We start from the raw sequence: 17,622 nt of genomic DNA, 5'->3' as shown, positions 1-17,622 counted from the left end.
ACCGGCATGAACGCTTTCACCCACAGCCGAGACGACCTGATGCCGCCGGCGCCCGACCGGCGCGGGCGCGGGCTGCTGCTCGCGCTGCTGATGCACGTGCTGCTGGTGGCCGGCCTGGCCATCGGCGTGAACTGGAAATCGAGCGAGCCCGACGCCGTCGAGGCCGAGCTGTGGGCTGCCGTGCCGCAGGCTGCAGCACCGGCGCCCGAACCCGAGCCGCCGCCCAAGCCGGTCGTCGAGGAAAAACCGGTGCCGCCCAAGCCGCCGCAGCCGGTCGAGCGCCAGGAACCCGACCGCTCGGCCGAGATCGCGCTCGAAAAAGAACGCGAGCGGCGTGAAAAGGAAAAGCGCGAAGAGGCCGAGCGCCGTGAGAAGGAAGAGCAGCGCAAGCGTGAGGAAGCAGAAAAGCGCAAGCAGGAAGAGGCCGAGAAGCGCAAGCTGGCCGAACAGCGCAAGCTCGACGAGCAGCGCAAGGCCAAGGAAGAAGCCGAGCGCAAACGCCTGGCCCAGGAGCAGGAGAAACGCCTGCAGGCCCAGCGCGAAGAGCGCCTGCAGCGGCTGATGAACCAGGCCGGCACCGGCACGCAACAGACCGGCGTGGCGCAAGGCGGCGCTGCCGGCTCGCCGTCGCCCAGCTACGCGGGCAAGTTGAAGGCGCACATCCGGCCGCATATCGTGTTCACCGACACATCGGTCGGCAACATCGTCGCCGAAGTGGTGGTGACGGCAGCCCCCGACGGCAAGATCCTCACTTCGCGCCTGGTGAAGCCGAGCGGCAACGCCGAGTGGGACGAGGCCGTCCTGCGCGCCATCGAGAAGGCGCAGACGCTGCCGCGCGACGACAACGGCCGCGTGCCTTCCCCGATCGAGATCACCTTCCGGCCGCGCGACCTGTAGCGGCGTGGCGCTCGACGAAGGCCCGGTCGATGCGGTCCTTCCAGCGCCACACCCAGCGACCCGCCCAGCACCAGCGCCCCCACGACGCGATCGCATAGCGCTCGCCGCACGACAGCAGGTTCAACGACCGCCGCTGCGGCCGGTAGCGGTGTGGGACGCGCCCTTCCAGCCAGGCGTGCAGATTGCGCGCGAGCGGCGGCCCCGCGCGCACGGCGTAGACGCCGCTCTTCGGGTGCGGGCAGTCGATCCGCGTGGCCACGTCGCCTGCGGCGAACACCTCCGGGTGCGACACCGACTGCAGGGTCGCTCCGGTGGCGATGAACCCGTCGTGCGTCAGTTTCAACCCGCTGGCGCGCAGCCACGGGGGCGCCGCAGCGCCCACCGCCAGCAGCACGACACCGTGCTGCAGCAAGGCGCCGGTGGACAGCGCGAGTTCGCGCGGCCCGATGTGCGTGCAGGCGGCGTCATGGCACGCGACACCGAGCCGCTCCAGTTGCTGCCGCACCCGACGGCGTGTGGCCGGCGGGTAGCCCGGCACGGGCCCCTGCCCGCCGCTCACCAGCACCACCGGGGCGCGTGACGGCAGGCGGTGGCGCAGCGCCATCGCGAGCTCGGCACCGCCGGCCCCGCCGCCCACGACGACGACCGCCTCGCCGCGCGCTGCCGACCGCGCGACCCGGTCCCATTGCGCCACCAGCCGTTCCAGCGGCCGCAGCGCCAGCGCATGTTCGGCGGCGCCGTCGATCGCGTCGCACGGCGACACCGAGCCGACGTCGACGCTCAGCACGTCGTAGCCGAGTACGTGGCCGTCGTCCAGCCGCACCTGGCGGGCATCGGCCTCGATGGCAGCCGCGCTGCGCTGCAGCCACTCGATGTGTCCGTCGCGCACCAGCGGCAGCAGGTCGATGCGGCATTCGTCCAGCGCATAGTGGCCCGCGGCCCAGCCGGGCAGCATGCCGGTGTAGATCTGGTGCCGCTGCGGCGATACCAGCGTGGCATGCACACCGGCCCATGGCCCGGCCGCAAGGGCCTGCAGCACCGCGAGATGGCTGTGGCCGGCACCGAGCAACAGCAGCCGTTTCATCGCGATGCCGGGTCGGCCGCCACGGCGAGCCGCCTCATGCGCCGGCCCTCCGCCGCCAGGTATGGAAGCGCTCGACCCAGCGCAGCAAGGCGACCGGCTGGTGCGCCTTCCTCCACGCGCCCGCGACGTACTTGCTCGACTCGGCGAGCGTCGGGTACGTGTGGATGGTGCCGAGGATCTTGTTCAGCCCCAGGCCATGCTTCATGGCCAGCACGTATTCGGCGAGCAGGTCGCCGGCATGTTCGCCGACGATGGTGGCGCCCAGGATGCGGTCGCTGCCACGGGCGGTCAGCAGCTTGACCCAGCCGTGTGCGGCACCGTCGGCGATGGCGCGGTCGAGGTCGCCGATGTCGTAGCGCACCACCTCGACGTCGAGGCCCTGCTCGCGTGCGTCCTGCTCGCTGAGGCCCACGCGCGCCACCTCGGGGTCGGTGAAGGTGCACCACGGGATCACCGAATAATCGACCTTGAACCGGCGCACGCTGCCGAACAGCGCGTTGACAGCCGCATACCAGGCCTGGTGCGCCGCGGTGTGGGTGAACTGGTAGGGCCCGGCGACGTCGCCGGCAGCATAGATGTTGGGGTACAGCGTGGCCAGGTAGTCGTCGGTCTCGACGGTGCGTTGCACGGGAATGCCCAGTTCTTCCAGGCCGAAACCGGTGAGCCGCGGCTTGCGGCCGACGGCGCACAGCAGCCGGTCGAACGCGATGCGCCGGGGCGCGCCTTCGTGCTCGACCACCAGCCACCGCGTGCCGCCGTCACGTTCGCAGCGCAGCGCCCGGTGGCCCGTCAGCACCTGCACGCCGTCACGTTCCAGCGACTGCCGCACCACCAGGGCCGCGTCCTCGTCCTCCTTGGCCAGCAGCCGCGGCGCCATCTCGACTTGCGTGACTTGCGAACCGAGTCGTGCAAAGGCCTGCGCCAGCTCGCAGCCGATCGGCCCGCCCCCCAGCACGACCAGGCGCGACGGCAGTTCGGCCAGCGTCCACAACGTGTCGGAGGTCAGGCAATCGACCGCGTCGATACCAGGCAGCGGCGGCACGTAGGGCTCGGCCCCGGTCGCGATGACGATGGCGCGGGTCGTCAGCCGCTGCGTCTCGCCGGCCTGGGTGGCGATCTCCACCGTCCACGGGTCGACGATCTTCGCGCGGCCCTCGACCACGTCGACACCGAGCCCGGTGTAGCGCTCGACCGAGTCGTGCGGCTCGACGTCGCGGATCACGCGGTGCACCCGGGCCATCACCTCGGTGAAGTCCAGCGCCGGTGCCGTGTCGCGCAGCCCGTAGCGCGAGGCGTGCCGCATCTGGTGCGCCAGCTTGGCCGAACGGATCAGCGCCTTGCTCGGCACGCAGCCGTAGTTGAGGCAGTCGCCGCCCATCTTGTGCGACTCGACCAGCGTGACCTTGGCCTTCACGGCGGCGGCGATGTAGGCCGACACCAGCCCGGCCGCGCCGGCGCCGATCACGACCAGGTTGCGGTCGTAGCGCTCCGGCTTGCGCCCCGCCCAGCGGGCATAGACGCGCCGCCGCCGCCAGGCGTCGATCACCTTCCTGGCCAGCAGCGGAAAGACGCCAAGCAGCACGAAGGAGCCGACGATCTGCGGCGACAGGATGCCGCGCAGCGACTCGATCTTCGCCAGCTGGGTGCCCGCGTTGACGTACACCACGGTGCCCGCCAGCATGCCGAGCTGACTGACCCAGAAGAAGGTGCGGGCCTTCATCGCCGTCAGCCCCATCAGCAGGTTGATGACGAAAAACGGCACCAGCGGCACCAGTCGCAGCGTGAACAGATAGAACGCGCCTTCGCGCTCGATGCCGCGGTCGATCTGCGCGAGGCGCGGGCCGAAGCGGCGCTGCACGACGTCGCGCAACAGGTAGCGCGACGCGAGCAGGGCCAGCGTGGCGCCGAGCGTCGACGCGAACGACACGATCACCGTGCCGGCGAGCAGGCCGAAGACGGCGCCGCCGGCCAGCGTCATGATCGCCGCACCGGGCAGCGACAGCGCCGTGACGGCAACGTACACGAGGAAATAGCCGCCGCCGACCCGCCACGGGTGCTCGGCGTACAGCTCGGCCAGGCGCGCCTGGCTGTGTTTCAGCTGCTCGAGGCTGAAGTAGCGCTGCAAGTCGAGCGCGAAGAACAAGACCACCGCAACAGCCAGCAGCAGCCACAACAGCAGACGTTGGGCAGACATCATGGCCTCCTTATCGGTCGGCAAAGGCGTGCCATCCGGCCGCGATGCGGGTCGCGATCGTCAGCCCGCACAGCGTCGCAAAGCCGTAGGCCCACCCCGCGAAATACTGCGGCCACAGGCACATCAGGCTGAAGCACAGCAGCGTCTCGCTGCCCTCGGTCAGGCCACCGAGGTAATAGAAGCCCTTGTCGGGGTAGGCCGTGCTGGCGAGCCCGCGCTTGGCCGCCAGCACCGCATAAGCGAGAAAGCTGCTGCCGGTGCCGATGAAGGCTGCGAGCAGCACCGCCGCCGGCAGCGCGTTGGCGGGCGGGTCGGCCAGTGCGAAGGCCAGCGGGATGCTGGCGTAGAACAGGAAATCGAGCGTGATGTCGAGGAAGGCACCGCGGTCGGTCGGCGTCCCTGAGCGTGCGACCGAACCGTCCAGCCCGTCGAGCGCGCGGCTGAGCCACAGCAACGCGAGCCCCCCGAGAAAGGCGCCGCTCGCAATCGCCGTGGCGGCCGCGACGCCGAGGCCGAAGGCCGTCCAGGTCACGTGATCTGCTGCAACGCCGCGAGCGCCGAGCCATTGCCCTGCCGCGTCGAGCACCGGGCGCAGGCGGGCGAGCAGGTGGCGGTCAAGCATCGCGCCCCTCCCCTTCTGGTACCGCCAGTTCCACCACCCGTGCGCCGGCCGGCACGTCCGCCGGATCATGCGTGACCAGCACGGTCGGGATGCCCAGTTCGCGCACCTGACCGAACACGAAGCGCCGAAAGCGCGCGCGCGTGCCGGCATCGAGCCGCGAGAACGGTTCGTCGAGCAACAGCGCTTGCGGCCGTGCCAGCAGGGCCCGCAACACCGAGACGCGCGCACGCTGGCCGCCGGACAGGCTGGCCGGCCGGCGTGGGCCGTAGCCGGCGAGTTCGGCCTTTGCGAGCGCGGCCTCTGCCGCTGCGATGCGTTCGACGCCGCGGCCCGGTGGCACCGCGAACAACAGGTTGTCGAGCACGCTCATGTGCGGGAACAGCAGGTCGTCCTGGAACAGGATGCCCACGCGCCGCTGCGCCAGCGGCAGTGTGTCGATGCGGCGGCCTTCGAGCGTGACGCTGCCGACGGCCTGCACGCCGTCGTGCAGCGTGCCGCACAGCCAGGCCAGCAGCGTCGACTTGCCGGCGCCGCTGGGGCCCATCACTGCCAGCACTTCACCGGGGCCGACCTCGGCATCCAGCCCGTCGACCAGCGTCGACATGCCGAGCGCGAGGCGGACGCCGCGGATCACGAGGCTCATGGGGTGCGCCTCCCGACGGCTGTGGCGGCACCGAAGGCCAGCAGCGGCAGGACGGACTGCAAGGCGGCGAAGGCAGCCAGCAGGCTGCGCTGGCCACCCGAGGCCAGCGTGACGGCCTCGGTGGTGACCGTCGCGATGCGGCCAGCCCCGACGAACTGCGTCGGCAGGTACTGCGCCACGCTGACCGCGAAGCCGACCGCCAGCGCCGCGGCGATCGGCGTGCGCAGGATCGGCCATTTGACCTGCCACAGGTGCGACCAGGTGCTGCGCCCGAGCGAACAAGCCGTCCAACGGTAGCGCTCGTCGTAAGCGCGGTATGCCGGTGCCAGCGCGACCCACACGTAGGGCGCGGCGAACAGGGTATGGGCCCACCAGACGCCGGCCCAGCGCCCGTCGAGGTCGCAGGCGAGCGCGAGCCGGTACAGGCCCAGCGAGACGAGCAGCGACGGCAGCACCATGGTCGCGTAGACCGCCGGTGCTGCACCGGTGTCCCACCGTGCCGGCGCGGTTTCCATCCAGCCGACAACCAGCGCCATCGCGGCGCACGACGATGCCAGCGCGAGCGTGAAGGTGGTCCCGACGCTGCCGCCGCTGGCCAGTGCGCGGCCCCAGGCGTCCAGCGTCCACGCCTGCGGCAACAGCGATGGAAAACTCCACACGCCCGCGACCGACACGAACAGCAAGGTCGCAGCCACCGCCGCGTAAAGCGCCGCCAGTGCCGTCCATGCCGCAGCCCCGGATGCCCCGCCGTCCACCGCGCCGCGCCGCCCCGACGCACGCTGCCCGCGTGCCACGCGACCCAGCGCCCTGGCCAGACCCCATGCCGCGCCCATCATCACGACCCAGCTCAACGACAGGACGCACACCGCCGCCCCGCCCCGCGCCTGCAGGTCGGCATCGGGATCGAGCAGCCACTGCCAGGCCAGCACCGCGAGCGTGGGCGGCGTCGTCGGCCCGAGCACCAGCGCCATGTCGACCCCCGTGAGCCCGTACGCCAGCACCGCGGCGAGCGGCCATGCGAGGCGTGGCATCAACTGGGGCCACAGCACGTGCCGCCAGGCCGCGATGCGTCCATAGCCCATCGACGCGCAGACCTGCCGCTGCTGCTGCCATTGCGCGCCGGCGCCGGCCTGCGCCAGCAGCGCGGCGACGTTCCACAGCAGGAAGGGCACTTCCTTGCACACCAGCGCCGCGATCAGGGCCAAGCCCCACGGGTCTTGCACGGTTGCCACGTCCGGCGGCCAGGCCCAGCCGGCGGCCGGCGCCCACAGGCGCGCGAGCACGCCGCTGGGCATCCACAGCAACGCGAAACCGACGGCGAACGCCACGTGCGGCACCGCCAGCGCCGGCCCGAGCAGGCGCAGCAACCGCGGCCAGGCCGGGCCGGCGTGCAGCCGTGGCACGGCCCACCAGACGATCGCCAGCGACAGTGCGCTGCTCGCAGCTCCGATCCACACGCTCACGGCCCAGGCCGGCGCGAACTGCCGGTCACGCCACAGAGCGGGCCATGCGCCAGCCTGCAGCGCCTGCCCGAGGCCGAGGCCGACGGCTGCGGTGAGCGGCAGCAGGAACACCGCGACGATCAGCGTCCGCAGGCCCGCCGCGGTCGCCGGCCGCCAGCTCACGCGCCGTAACGACGCGTCCATTCGCGCTCGATCGCTTCGACCCAGGACGCATGCGGCTCGGGCAGCGCCGGCGCCGGTTCGGCCACCATGCCGGGCGCGCGCGCGGCGTCGAACAGCTTGCGTTCGCCCGCCGGCAACGCGTGTGTCGCCAGCACGGTCGGGTCGCCCCAGTACCGGATGTCGGCCTTGCGAGCCTGCGCCAGCGGCGACAGCAGGAAATTGATCGCCACCTGTGCCCCCTCGCGCGAGCGCGCGTTGAACGGGATGGCGATGAAGTGCGTATTGCCGATCGTGCCCGCGCGGTGCTGCCAGCTGACGGTGGTCGACGGCAACTGCCGCTCGGCGACGTGGTTGGCCGCCGCGTTGGGGTTGAAGGTCAGCGCGATGAGCAACTCGCCGTCGGCCAGCATCTGCCGCAAGGCGCCGTCGTTGGCCGGGAAGGCACGGCCCTGGCGCCACAGCGCCGGGTGCACGGCGTCCAGCCAGGCCCACAACGGCGCGGTGACGGCGCTGGCATTCGCCGGCGGCACCGGCCGGTACAGCGGCTCGCGGTCGCTGCTCAGCTCCAGCAGCACCTGCTTCAGGAAGGTGGTGCCATGAAAGTTCGGCGGCTTGGGATAGGTGAAGCGGCCGGGATGGCGGCGCACGAAATCCGCCAGCTCCTGCACGCTGCGCGGAGGCTGCGGCACGCGCCGGCCGTCGCCATAGAACGTGAGCTGGGCCATGCCCCACGGGGCCTCCAGGCCTTCGACCGGCTCGGAGAAGTCCACGGTGGTAGTCGGCTTGCCCTGCGTGTCGACGAAGGCGTGGTTCGGCAGTTGCTCGGCGAACGGGCCGAACAGCAGCTTGTCGCGCTTCATCGCAAGGAAGTTCTCGCCGTTGATCCACACCGCGTCGACCGACCCGCCACTGGTCTTGCCTGCGTCCTTCTCGGCACGCACGCGGCGCACCACCTCGGCGGCGTCGGCGATCTTCACGTGTTCGAGGGTCACGCCGTGGCGCGTGCGCAGCTCGGCTGCAGCCCATTGCAGATAGGCGTTGATGCGCTCGCTGCCGGCCCAGGCGTTGAAGTAGACGGTCTGCCCGCGCGCTGCCGCTTCGATGCCCGGCCATTCGGCACGCTGCGTCCAGGCGGGCAGGCCGATCACGGCGGGAACGGCGAGCAGGGTGCGGCGTGACAGGCGCATGAATGTCTTTCAGTGGTCTGCGGCGTCGGCCAGGACGATCAGGTCCGTCACGCCGGGGTCGATACCCGCCTGCATCAGCAGCGTCGTCACCTGCCCCCGGTGGTGCGTCTGATGGTTGAAAAAATGGCTCAGCGCCTGCCAGAAGGGGTGGCTGCGCTGCAGGCCCCGGGTGTTGGCGTAGCGCATCGGCATCGCGACGATGTCGGGCGTCAGGGCCTGCGCGAACGCGACGATCGCGGCGTCCATCGTCTCGCGGTGCTGGCGCATCGCGTCGAAGTCGGTGAACAGCTGCATGTCGAGTCCGGTGAATTCTGGCAGCGCGAGCACTTCGTCGCTCAGCATGGGGAACGCGGGCCCGAACGCCGCAAAACGCCCGAGCCAGATCTTGTCGGCAACGAACAGGTGGTTCAGCGTGCGGTGGATCGAGCCGAAGAACGCGCCGCGGTCGCGCTTGCGCTCGGCGTCGTCCAGGCGCGCAGCAGCGGCATACAGCTGTTCGTTGATCCACCGGTTGTAGCGGGCCATCCAGGCGTAGTGGGCCGCGAGCGTGGGCGTTTCGGACATGGTGTCACCTGTCGTGCGGTGACCGAGTGTAGGGGCTGTCGGCAGCCCCCGGGGGTCACGCTGCGCGCGCCGCGCCGAGTGCCGGCCAGTTGCGCAGCAGCAGCCGGTCGGCCGACCAGCGGCCCGGACCCCACAGCGACAGGCCGAGCAGCAGGCTGCCCCAGAACACGTGCTGCTGCAGCGCGGCCTCGGGAATGTCCGGCAGGCTGGCCACCGCCACTGCATTGACGACGAACAGCCCGAGCGCCGCGAAGCGCCCGCCCAGGCCCAGCGCCAGCAGCACCGGCAACACCAGCTCACCGCCGGTGCCGAACACGGCCGCTGTTTCGGGGCTCAGCAGCGGCACGTGGTATTCGTCGGTGAACAGCGCGACGGTGATCTCCCAGTCGCGCAGCTTGGTCAGGCCCGACAGGAAGAAGACCTGGGCGATGTACAGCCGCGCGACGAGCTGCGCCGCGGGCTGCAGCGATTCGAGCGCGGTCACGAAACGAGCCCACAGCGGGGCGATCCGGGTGGCAAGGGTGTTCATGGAAGCCTCTCTTTTTCGGCAACGGGTTCGACACGTGACAGCCAGCCGAGCTGCAGCGCGCGCACCAGCCAGGCCTGAAACTCGAAATCGGCGCCGGCCATCTCCAGGGCAGCGGCCAGCGTCTTGTGATCGAGCAGCGCCTGCATGAAGCGCTGCGTGGCGGCGTCCAGTGCGACCACCTGCGCACGCCAGCCGACGCGATGCACCAGCGCCGCTTCGCCGCGCCGCCGGGCGCGTGCCTCGCGCACCGCCGCGAAGTCGGCGCCGCCATGGTGGGCCAGCCAGATCGTGACGATCGGGTGGCCGGACACCTGCAGCGCGACCGGTGGCTGCAGCTGCAGCCGCAACGCCTGCGGCTCGTGCAGGCCCAGGCACTGCAGTGAACCGGCGTCGAAGCGGTCGGCGGCGGCCTGCTCGGCCCCATGCACCGCCCAGTCCAGGCGCGCCGCATCGGGCAGATAAGGCCACTCGTGCCACTGCACGTCGGTTTCCAGCATCGCGGGCAGGTGGGCCCCCCACTGCGCCAGGTCGCCCCGTTCGGGTGCTTGGCGGCGCCATGCGGCGCGGGCAAGCTGCGCGAAGTTCTCTTCGCCCAGCATGGCCTGCACGGTGGGATAGGCACCGGCCAGCGCCCGTTCGGCACTGGCCGACGCGTTGGCCCGATAGGCGAGCACCGCGCGGTCGCGGCTCGCGCCGCCCTGGCGCACCCAGCCGCCCAGCGCCGTGGCAGGCGCGTCGTGCATCAAGGTGCGCAGCAGCAGTTGCTGGCGCAAGGCCTCGCGTCGCACGGCGTCGTCGGCACTCATGCCGGCTCCTTCGCGGCGCAGCGGTCGAGGCAGGCGTCGGCGAGTGCCGCTTCGCCGAGCAACACGTCGAGCGCCGGCAGGCCGGTGTCCCATTCGACCAACGTCGGCACCGCACCGAAGCGTTGCAGCGCATGGCGGTAGACCGCCCACACGCCGGGACGCACGCGGCTGCCGTGGTCGTCGATCACGATGTCGTCCAGCTCGCAATAGCCGGCCAGATGGATTTCGCCGACGATGCCGGGCGGCAAGGCGTCGACGAACCGGCAGCAGCTCGCCACCGGGTCGGCCTCGCCGGCGTTGAGTGCGTTGACCATCAGGTTGTTGACGTCGAGCAGCATCGCGCAGCCGGTGCGGCGGCACAGCTCGGCGAAGAACTGCGGCTCGGTCAGGCTGTCGTCGGCCCAGGCGAGGTAGGCCGACAGGTTCTCGACCGCCAGCGGCCGGCGCAGCCGCTCCTGCACCTGCTGCACGTTGGCGGCCATCAGCGCCAGCGACGCCGGCGTGAACGCCACCGGCAGCAGATCGTTGGCATGCACCGGCGCCTCGTGCGCGCGCCGCGGTGCGCGCGCAAAGCTCGCATGGTCGGACACCCGCACCGGCTCGATGCGCTCGACCAGGCGAGCCAGCCGCTCCAGGTGCCAGGGGTCGAGCCCGGCAGCGGAGCCGAGCGACAGGCCGACGCCGTGCAGGCTCACGTCGTAACGCGCGCGTGCGTCGTGCAGCACCGCCAACGCGGCGCCGCCGTCGGCGAAGAAGTTCTCCGAGTGGACCTCGACAAAGCCCAGCGACGGCGTGCGCTGCAGCACCTCGCGGTAGTGTGGCTGCCGCAGGCCGATGCCGGCCTGCGGCGGGGTGCCTGTGCTGCGCACGTTCACGCCCCGCCCCGATCACTTCTTCATCATCGCGGTCTTGTCCTTGGCCTCGGCCAACGACAGGCCGCCCATCTGCTTGCACGTGCCCTTGGCGACGTACTTCCACTCGCCGGCGTCCATGTCGGCCTTGGACTGGCCCGCACACGAATGGGTGCCGGCGAGATTGGCGCAGTCGTTCTGGCCGGCCTTGGCGATGCCGTAGCACTTCTCCTTGCCCTTGTTGTCGTCGGCCGCAGCGGCGCCGGAAACGAGGCCGAGCGCCATCACGGAAGCCAGCGCGGATGAAACGAGTTGCTTTTGATTCATGAAATCTCTCCTGGGTAGACATGGTGGATCCGTCGATCCGCGGCACCGCATGCACGCGCTGCCGCTCGACGACCGTCTGTCGCAGGGACCGAGAACTTCCTTACACTGGCGCACCTGCTTCCACTGGTGACTTCCTGAAAATGCAGATGCCGCCCCCATTGCCCGACTTCTCGCGCGAGGTCGAAGCGTTGCGGCCGCAGCTGCTGCGGTTCGCCCGGCTGCAGCTGCGCAACGACGCGTGGGCCGAGGACGCGGTGTCCGAGACCTTGGTCGCCGCCCTGGAAAAGCCCAGGGCCTTCGGTGGCCGCTCGCAGCTGAAGACCTGGCTGGTGGGCATCCTCAAGCACAAGGTCGTCGACCAGATGCGCCGGCACAGCCGCGAATGCAGCTGGGAGCCGGCCGACGAAGATGGCAGCGACGGGCTCGAAGACCTGCTGTTCGCCGCCGACGGTCATTTCCGCGAGCCGCCGCCCGAGTGGGGCGACCCCGAAAGCGTGCTGAAGCAGCGCCAGTTCATCGAAGTGCTCGAAGCCTGTGTGGAGCACCTGCCCAACCAGCTGGGCCGGGTGTTCCTGATGCGCGAGTGGCTGGAGCTGGACAGCGCCGAGATCTGTAAGGATCTGGGCATCACCTCGACCAATCTGTGGGTCATGCTGCACCGGGCACGCATGCGCCTGCGCGAGTGTCTGCAGATCAAATGGTTCGGAGTTCAGGTCTCATGAAGTACCCGCTGCGTCGCACCTGCCGAGAAGTCGTCCGCCTCGTGCTGGCGCGCGAAGACCGCGACCTGCCCTGGCTGGAACGCGTGGCGGTGCGCCTGCACATGCAGGTGTGCCAGGCCTGCCCGCGCTTCGAGCGCCAGGTCGCGCTGATGCGTGGTGCGATGCGGCAGTGGCGGCACTACGCCGAGCAGGACGAATAACGCGCGGCCACGCTGGGCAAGTCGGTGCGATCGTGCGGGGGAGGTCCGCTCAACCGCGCGACCTGGTGCCATTGCCCATCGTGTCGAACACGCTGCTCGACGCGAACAAGCGCGAATCGAGCCGGCTCGAGACCACATCGGGCGAAGCATAGAAGCGCACCCGATTGCGACCGGCACGCTTGGCCTCGTAGAGTGCCTCGTCGGCCTGGTGCAGCAGGTCGAGCACGTCGACCTGGCCCTGGCGCAGGGCGGTCGCCGACGCATACGCGACACCGACGCTCATCGTGCAGCTGAGAAAGCTGCGGCCGGTGTCGATCTCCAGCGTCTCGAAGCTGCGTCGCAGCCGGTCGGCGAACACCCGCGCACCGGGCACGTCGGTGCCGGGCAGCACGAGGCAGAACTCCTCGCCGCCGAGTCGCGCGAACACGTCGGTCTCGCGCTTGGCCCGTTGCACCAGTTGCGCCAGGGCCTTCAGCACCAGGTCGCCGGCATGGTGGCCGTGTTCGTCGTTGACCTGCTTGAAGTGGTCGACGTCCAGCATGAGCACCGCCACGGACTGTCCCAGTTCGGCCGACAGCGACGCCAGGCGACCGGTGCATTCCTCGAAACCGCGCCGGTTCAACGCACCGGTCAGCGGGTCGCGCACGGCCTTCGCGCGCAACTGCTCGGCCAGCCGAAAATTGACCAGCAGCACATACAGCAGCACCAGTGCGCCGGTCGACACGAAGGCAAACGCCACCAGCACCGCATTGGCGTAGGCGATCACCGCGCTTGGGTCGCCGGCACCGGCAGCGGCCAGGATGCCACCACGCCAGGCCCAGCCGGCCGCCTCGACGATGGCGCACAGCATCAGGCCGACGAACAACCCGTGGAAGCCGCGCCGTGTGTGGCGAATCGCGATCCAGGCGATCCACAGCCACAACCCGGTGATCAGCACCGAGGTGGCGACACTGTTGGCAAGCGGTTGGCCGGTGACTTCCAGGGCCAGCCCGAGCGCGCCTTGCGCCGCGACCAGGATCGCCACCCAGGCCAGGCTCGGCCGGCGACCGCAGAAGCGCCGCAGACCTTCGCCGATGAGCCCGATGCCGAGCACCAGCAAGGCGTCGCCGAGCACATAGAGCCCGCGCTGCCACGGCAGCGTGCCCTGCATCTGGCTGCCGGCCAGCACCATGCCGGCGAACACGATCACGGCCGCAGCGCCCCACAACCGGGGCCCCGGTGCGTCGACCAGACGGCCCAGCACCCACAGCAGCACCGCGGCGATCAACAGCAACAGGCTGAAGACGAAGGTCAGGCCCCAGTATTGCGGGGGCCCGAGCACCAGCGAGTCGATCACGCTGCTCCCCCTGCTTCGGCACGCCAGCCGGGAGCGGCCGCGCCGGTGCCGGGGGCGCCGGCCGGCGCGGCGACGGTGCAGTTGCGCCCGGCCGCCTTCGCCTGGTAGAGCGCCTTGTCGGCACGGCGCAGCAGGTCGTCCCAGTGGGTGTCGGCTTGTGCCTGCACGGCCACGCCGATGCTGACGCTCAGGCGCAACGACTGGCCGTCCGGCAGGCGAAAGGCATGCTGCTCGATGTGCATGCGCAGCCGTTCGGCGGCCGCGTAGGCCTGTTCGTCGTCGGTGCCGGGCAGCAGCACGACGAACTCTTCGCCGCCCAGGCGGCCGACCGGATCGGCCGACGGGAAGTGCTCGGTGAGCAGCTGCGCGAAGGACCTCAGCACGTCGTCCCCCCGGGCGTGGCCATGGCTGTCGTTGACCGCCTTGAAATGGTCCAGATCGCACGCGAGCAGCGCGATCGGCCGTCCGATCCGGCGCGCGAACGACAGTGTCGTGGCGGCAGCTTCTTCGATGCCGCGCCGGTTGAAGATGCCGGTCAACGGATCGCGCACCGTCAGCCGGGCCAGCGCCTCGTTCATGCGCGCGGTCATCAGCAGCGCCAACCCGGTCACGACGGCCAGCAGCATGATGGTGGTGACCGCCCCTGCGATCGCGGTCAGGTGCTGCACCAGCGCGGCGTCGAGCGGCAGCGGCAGCACCGACACCATGGTACGGGCCAGCGCCAGCGCCGCGACCGTGCCGAAGCCGGCCTGCAGATACAGACGTACCTCGCGCAGCGTGCTGCCGGACACATGCCGCAGCGCCAGCAGTGCCGCCGTCATCAGCACGAAGATGCCGATGGTGCGCACGTTCATGCGCACCTCCGGGCTGGGCACGACGGCGGTGAAGAATGCGTTGACCACCAGGCTGGCCAGCACGACGCTGCCGGCCAGCGCCCACGGCCGCGAGCGCCGCAGGTACTGGCGCAGCCCGATCAGCAGCAGGCCGTAGCCGGTCAGCAAAATGGGCTCGCGCAATACCAGCAGCAGCGCCGGCAACGACTCGCTGCGCCCGACCAGTGCGCTGCCGACGCCCAACGGCACGAACGCCAGGGCCCAGTATTGGGCGCCGTCACTGTCCGGCACCCAGCGGATCGTGAGACCGAGCAGCGCGGCCAGGACGAATCCCAGGACGGCACTCGTGATCGAGACAATGGAAAGATCCAAGGGGAGAAAGACGCTCTGTAGGGAATGGCAGGCGGAAATGGCGGGCGGCCCCCGCCGAAGTGGCTGCAGTATGCCAACCCCGTCACGCACCAGCAAGGCGCGGGCCCACCGGCGTTTAGCGAGAAATGCGGCGCAAGGCCGCCGCTTCTGCAGGCTTGGCCTCTTGCCGGGCCCGGCATAGTGGCAGGCACCGGACTTGCGCGCGTGCTTGCGCGTGTCCCACGAAAACGAGGTTGCCCATGTCCTCCACCGAGCCGCTGCCGCTGATCGACCCGACCCTGCCGATGCCGCTGGACGAACTGCCCGCAGCGCGTGCCACGCCGCACGCCGGCTCCACCGCGCGGGAGAAGACGCGCCACGCCGCCTTCCGCTGGCCGACGCCGCCGTTCGGTGCCTACCCGGAAGCCACCGAGCAGCAGCAGCCGCTGCGCTGCGAGATCGAAGGGCTGAACGGCCGTCAGATGGCCGGCCGGCTGATCTTCTTCGTGCCCGACGAGAGCGTGGTGCACATCCAGGTTCCGCCGGCGCGCACGACGATGCCGGTGCAGTTCGCCCACTTCAAGGCGCTGCGCGTGCTGGAGGTGCTGCGGCCGATCGGCATTGCGCGCAACGACCCGCATGCCGACATGCTCGATCTGCGCCCACGCATGCCGTTCCGGGCGCACGCGACTTCCGGCGCGGACATCGAAGGCGAGACGGTCGGGCATGTCGAGACCGACGACGGCCTGTTCCTGTTCCCGCCCGCCGACGAGCAAGGCGGCGTCGCGCGGCTGTTCGTGCCGCGCCATGCCTACCGATCGGTCGAGGTCGGCGCGCGCATCGGCGAGTTGCTGGTGGCGCAGAACGCGACCACCTCCGACCAGGTCGAGGAAGCGGCTGCGCAGCAACAGGAGATGCGCGATCGCAAGCTGGGCGACATTCTCGTCACGAGCAAGATCGTCACGCCCGAAAAGCTCGTCGCAGCGCTCGACCAGCAGTCGCGCATGCCGATGGTGCGCATCGGCGAGGCGCTGGTCTCGCTCGGGTTGATCGACGACAAGCAGTTGAAGGAGGCGCTGTCCCAGCAGAAGACCGACCGCTCGACGCCGTTGGGCGAACTGCTGGTGCAGAAAGCGCTGGTGTCGCGCCAGGACCTGCAGACCGCGCTGGCGCACAAGATGGGCTACCCGCTGGTCGACGTGGCGCAGTTCCCGGTGGACCTGGAAGCGCTGCGCAAGGTGCCGTTCGCGGTGGCTGCGCGGCTGAACGCGCTGCCGCTGATCCTGCGCAGCGGCCGCCTGGTGGTCGCCCTGGAAGACCCCTCGCGGCGCGATGCGCTCGAGGAACTGGAGTTCATCAGCCAGCTCAAGATCATCCCGGCGCTGGCCCAGTTCGGCTCGCTGGCCACAGCCGTGCAGACCTCGTACGAGAAGCTCGGCGCCGATGTCTGGACCAGCCGCGGCACGATCGACGCGACCGGCCTGCTCGAGATGGAGCCGATGGACACCGGCAAGCTGATCGAGTCGCTGGAAAAGGACAGCTCCGGCGACGAGGAAGAGGCGCAGATCGAGCAGTCCGACAACTCGCTGGTGCGGCTGCTGAACAACATGATCGTCGAGGCGCACGGGCAAGGCGTCTCCGACATCCACATCGAGAGCTACCCGGGGCGCGAGAAGGTCAAGGTGCGCTTCCGCAAGGACGGGCTGCTGCAGAACTACCTGGAACTGCCCCACACCTACCGCAACGCGCTGATCTCGCGCATCAAGATCATGTGCGACCTCGACATCTCCGAACGCCGCAAGCCGCAGGACGGCAAGATCAATTTCTCGCGCTTCGTCTCGAACCAGAAGCTCGAGCTGCGCGTGGCCACCATCCCGACCAACAACGGCCTCGAGGACGTCGTGATGCGCATCCTCGCCAGCGCCAAGCCGCTGCCGCTGGAGAAGCTGGGCCTGTCCGAGCACAACCTGAAGCACCTGAAGGAAGCGGTCGAGCGCCCCTATGGCCTGGTGCTGTGTGTGGGCCCCACCGGCTCGGGCAAGACCACCACGCTGCACTCGGCGCTGAGCTTCATCAACGTGCCCGAGCGCAAGATCTGGACGGCCGAAGACCCGGTCGAGATCACCCAGCCCGGGCTGCGCCAGGTGCAGGTCAATCCGAAGATCGACTGGACCTTCGCGAAGGCGCTGCGCGCCTTCCTGCGCGCCGATCCGGACGTGATCATGGTCGGCGAGATCCGCGACGAGGAGACCGCGAAGATCGCGGTCGAGGCCTCGCTCACCGGCCACCTGGTGATGTCGACGTTGCACACGAACAGCGCGCCCGAAACCGTCACGCGCCTGCTCGACATGGGTATGGACCCGTTCAACTTCGCCGATTCGCTGCTCGCGATCATCGCGCAGCGCCTGGTGCGGCGGCTGTGCAACGAATGCCGCCAGACCCGCCCGGCCACCGAGGAAGAGGTGGAGGAACTGCTGGCCGACTACCTGCATGTGTGCCCCACCGACGACCCTCAGTTCGACCGCGAACGCGTGCTGTCGGGCTGGGTGCAGCGCTACGGCCGCGACGGCCGGCTGGCGCATCACCACAGCCCCGGGTGCGCGAAGTGCGGCAACACCGGCTTCAAGGGCCGTGCCGGCCTGCATGAGCTGATGGTGGCGTCGAGCGAATTGCGGCGGCTGGTGCAGACGGGCGCGCGCGCCGAGCAGCTGATGCACCAGGCCATCCGCGAAGGCATGCGCACGCTGCGGCAGGACGGCATCGAGAAGGTGCTGCAGGGTGTCACCACGCTGACGGAAGTGCGTTCGACCAGCAACGCGTAGCGTCCGCGCGACGGTGCCCACCGGCAAGC

The 17,622-nt window shown here is 70.2% G+C and carries 17 protein-coding genes; 4 read left to right on the top strand and 13 right to left on the bottom strand.

Features of this window, described 5'->3' with window-relative positions; all coding sequences use genetic code 11:
* The first annotated feature begins 6 nt into the window (after window positions 1–6).
* Complete coding sequence (gene tolA, locus M8A51_RS08860) at window positions 7–897, top strand: cell envelope integrity protein TolA (protein WP_251777843.1); 891 nt, start codon at window positions 7–9, stop codon at window positions 895–897.
* On the opposite strand, the gene M8A51_RS08855 is transcribed toward tolA, so the two are convergent.
* The 11 genes from M8A51_RS08855 to M8A51_RS08805 are packed head-to-tail and all read right to left on the bottom strand — an operon-like array spanning window position 872 to window position 11,329.
* A complete protein-coding gene (locus M8A51_RS08855; RefSeq protein ID WP_251777842.1) occupies window positions 872–1,981 on the bottom strand; it encodes an FAD-dependent oxidoreductase in 1,110 nt (369 codons plus the stop codon). The two genes, tolA and M8A51_RS08855, sit on opposite strands and share 26 nt — an antisense overlap.
* Window positions 1,982–2,015: 34 nt before the next feature.
* Window positions 2,016–4,175: an FAD-dependent oxidoreductase gene (locus M8A51_RS08850; RefSeq protein WP_251777841.1), complete on the bottom strand. Its 2,160-nt coding sequence runs from the start codon at window positions 4,173–4,175 to the stop codon at window positions 2,016–2,018.
* A gap of 10 nt (window positions 4,176–4,185) precedes the next feature.
* On the bottom strand, window positions 4,186–4,797 hold the full coding sequence (locus M8A51_RS08845) for a CDP-alcohol phosphatidyltransferase family protein (protein WP_251777840.1): 612 nt from the start codon (window positions 4,795–4,797) through the stop codon (window positions 4,186–4,188).
* Window positions 4,790–5,440: an ATP-binding cassette domain-containing protein gene (locus M8A51_RS08840; protein ID WP_251777839.1), complete on the bottom strand. Its 651-nt coding sequence runs from the start codon at window positions 5,438–5,440 to the stop codon at window positions 4,790–4,792. Before M8A51_RS08840 ends, M8A51_RS08845 begins: the two co-directional genes overlap by 8 nt.
* Window positions 5,437–7,086: an ABC transporter permease gene (locus M8A51_RS08835; RefSeq protein WP_251777838.1), complete on the bottom strand. Its 1,650-nt coding sequence runs from the start codon at window positions 7,084–7,086 to the stop codon at window positions 5,437–5,439. Before M8A51_RS08835 ends, M8A51_RS08840 begins: the two co-directional genes overlap by 4 nt.
* Window positions 7,062–8,252, bottom strand: a complete 1,191-nt coding sequence (locus tag M8A51_RS08830; RefSeq protein ID WP_251777837.1) for an ABC transporter substrate-binding protein — start codon at window positions 8,250–8,252, stop codon at window positions 7,062–7,064. The genes M8A51_RS08835 and M8A51_RS08830 overlap by 25 nt, the downstream gene beginning before the upstream one ends.
* 9 nt (window positions 8,253–8,261) lie before the next feature.
* On the bottom strand, window positions 8,262–8,816 hold the full coding sequence (locus tag M8A51_RS08825; RefSeq protein WP_251777836.1) for a DinB family protein: 555 nt from the start codon (window positions 8,814–8,816) through the stop codon (window positions 8,262–8,264).
* A gap of 55 nt (window positions 8,817–8,871) precedes the next feature.
* Window positions 8,872–9,345 carry a DoxX family protein gene (locus tag M8A51_RS08820; RefSeq protein WP_251777835.1) on the bottom strand — a complete coding sequence of 158 codons (474 nt, stop codon included), beginning with the start codon at window positions 9,343–9,345 and terminating at the stop codon, window positions 8,872–8,874.
* Window positions 9,342–10,151 carry an HvfC/BufC family peptide modification chaperone gene (locus M8A51_RS08815; RefSeq protein ID WP_251777834.1) on the bottom strand — a complete coding sequence of 270 codons (810 nt, stop codon included), beginning with the start codon at window positions 10,149–10,151 and terminating at the stop codon, window positions 9,342–9,344. Before M8A51_RS08815 ends, M8A51_RS08820 begins: the two co-directional genes overlap by 4 nt.
* Window positions 10,148–11,026, bottom strand: a complete 879-nt coding sequence (locus M8A51_RS08810) for a DUF692 domain-containing protein (protein WP_251777833.1) — start codon at window positions 11,024–11,026, stop codon at window positions 10,148–10,150. Before M8A51_RS08810 ends, M8A51_RS08815 begins: the two co-directional genes overlap by 4 nt.
* A gap of 12 nt (window positions 11,027–11,038) precedes the next feature.
* Window positions 11,039–11,329 (bottom strand): BufA1 family periplasmic bufferin-type metallophore, encoded by a 291-nt coding sequence (locus M8A51_RS08805; RefSeq protein ID WP_251777832.1) that lies wholly within the window; start codon window positions 11,327–11,329, stop codon window positions 11,039–11,041.
* 146 nt (window positions 11,330–11,475) lie between these two features.
* On the opposite strand from M8A51_RS08805, the gene M8A51_RS08800 reads away from it, so the two are divergent.
* Together M8A51_RS08800 and M8A51_RS08795 are read left to right on the top strand one after the other, a co-directional pair.
* Entirely contained in the window at window positions 11,476–12,051 is a 576-nt protein-coding gene (locus M8A51_RS08800; protein ID WP_251777831.1) for a sigma-70 family RNA polymerase sigma factor, read from the top strand.
* Window positions 12,048–12,251, top strand: coding sequence for an anti-sigma factor family protein (locus M8A51_RS08795; RefSeq protein WP_251777830.1), 204 nt, complete (start codon window positions 12,048–12,050; stop codon window positions 12,249–12,251). The genes M8A51_RS08800 and M8A51_RS08795 overlap by 4 nt, the downstream gene beginning before the upstream one ends.
* Before the next feature lie 49 nt (window positions 12,252–12,300).
* Here the strand turns inward: M8A51_RS08795 and M8A51_RS26500 are convergent, their stop codons facing one another.
* Entirely contained in the window at window positions 12,301–13,587 is a 1,287-nt protein-coding gene (locus M8A51_RS26500; RefSeq protein ID WP_251777829.1) for a GGDEF domain-containing protein, read from the bottom strand.
* Complete coding sequence (locus M8A51_RS08785) at window positions 13,584–14,792, bottom strand: GGDEF domain-containing protein (RefSeq protein ID WP_251777828.1); 1,209 nt, start codon at window positions 14,790–14,792, stop codon at window positions 13,584–13,586. The genes M8A51_RS26500 and M8A51_RS08785 overlap by 4 nt, the downstream gene beginning before the upstream one ends.
* Window positions 14,793–15,031: 239 nt before the next feature.
* Here M8A51_RS08785 and M8A51_RS08780 point away from each other — a divergent pair, with 239 nt between their 5' ends.
* On the top strand, window positions 15,032–17,593 hold the full coding sequence (locus M8A51_RS08780) for a GspE/PulE family protein (RefSeq protein WP_407062215.1): 2,562 nt from the start codon (window positions 15,032–15,034) through the stop codon (window positions 17,591–17,593).
* The last annotated feature ends 29 nt before the right edge of the window (window positions 17,594–17,622 follow it).

It is taken from the genome of Caldimonas mangrovi (assembly GCF_023721835.1).
Classification (GTDB): Bacteria; Pseudomonadota; Gammaproteobacteria; order Burkholderiales; family Burkholderiaceae_C; genus Caldimonas; species Caldimonas mangrovi.
The sequence above is the reverse complement of the archived record's forward strand: the minus strand, read 5'-3'. Positions and strand labels throughout refer to the sequence as shown.

Bases quoted from the DNA above. Each gene is read 5' to 3' on its own strand.
- M8A51_RS08780 (WP_407062215.1), top strand. From the start codon at position 15,032: ATGTCCTCCACCGAGCCGCTGCCGCTGATCGACCCGACCCTGCCGATG.
- M8A51_RS08840 (WP_251777839.1), bottom strand. From the start codon at position 5,440: ATGAGCCTCGTGATCCGCGGCGTCCGCCTCGCGCTCGGCATGTCGACG.
- tolA (WP_251777843.1), top strand. From the start codon at position 7: ATGAACGCTTTCACCCACAGCCGAGACGACCTGATGCCGCCGGCGCCC.
- M8A51_RS08795 (WP_251777830.1), top strand. From the start codon at position 12,048: ATGAAGTACCCGCTGCGTCGCACCTGCCGAGAAGTCGTCCGCCTCGTG.
- M8A51_RS08820 (WP_251777835.1), bottom strand. From the start codon at position 9,345: ATGAACACCCTTGCCACCCGGATCGCCCCGCTGTGGGCTCGTTTCGTG.
- M8A51_RS08800 (WP_251777831.1), top strand. From the start codon at position 11,476: ATGCCGCCCCCATTGCCCGACTTCTCGCGCGAGGTCGAAGCGTTGCGG.
- M8A51_RS08835 (WP_251777838.1), bottom strand. From the start codon at position 7,086: ATGGACGCGTCGTTACGGCGCGTGAGCTGGCGGCCGGCGACCGCGGCG.
- M8A51_RS08830 (WP_251777837.1), bottom strand. From the start codon at position 8,252: ATGCGCCTGTCACGCCGCACCCTGCTCGCCGTTCCCGCCGTGATCGGC.
- M8A51_RS08855 (WP_251777842.1), bottom strand. From the start codon at position 1,981: ATGAAACGGCTGCTGTTGCTCGGTGCCGGCCACAGCCATCTCGCGGTG.
- M8A51_RS08825 (WP_251777836.1), bottom strand. From the start codon at position 8,816: ATGTCCGAAACGCCCACGCTCGCGGCCCACTACGCCTGGATGGCCCGC.
- M8A51_RS08815 (WP_251777834.1), bottom strand. From the start codon at position 10,151: ATGAGTGCCGACGACGCCGTGCGACGCGAGGCCTTGCGCCAGCAACTG.
- M8A51_RS08805 (WP_251777832.1), bottom strand. From the start codon at position 11,329: ATGAATCAAAAGCAACTCGTTTCATCCGCGCTGGCTTCCGTGATGGCG.
- M8A51_RS08845 (WP_251777840.1), bottom strand. From the start codon at position 4,797: ATGCTTGACCGCCACCTGCTCGCCCGCCTGCGCCCGGTGCTCGACGCG.
- M8A51_RS08850 (WP_251777841.1), bottom strand. From the start codon at position 4,175: ATGTCTGCCCAACGTCTGCTGTTGTGGCTGCTGCTGGCTGTTGCGGTG.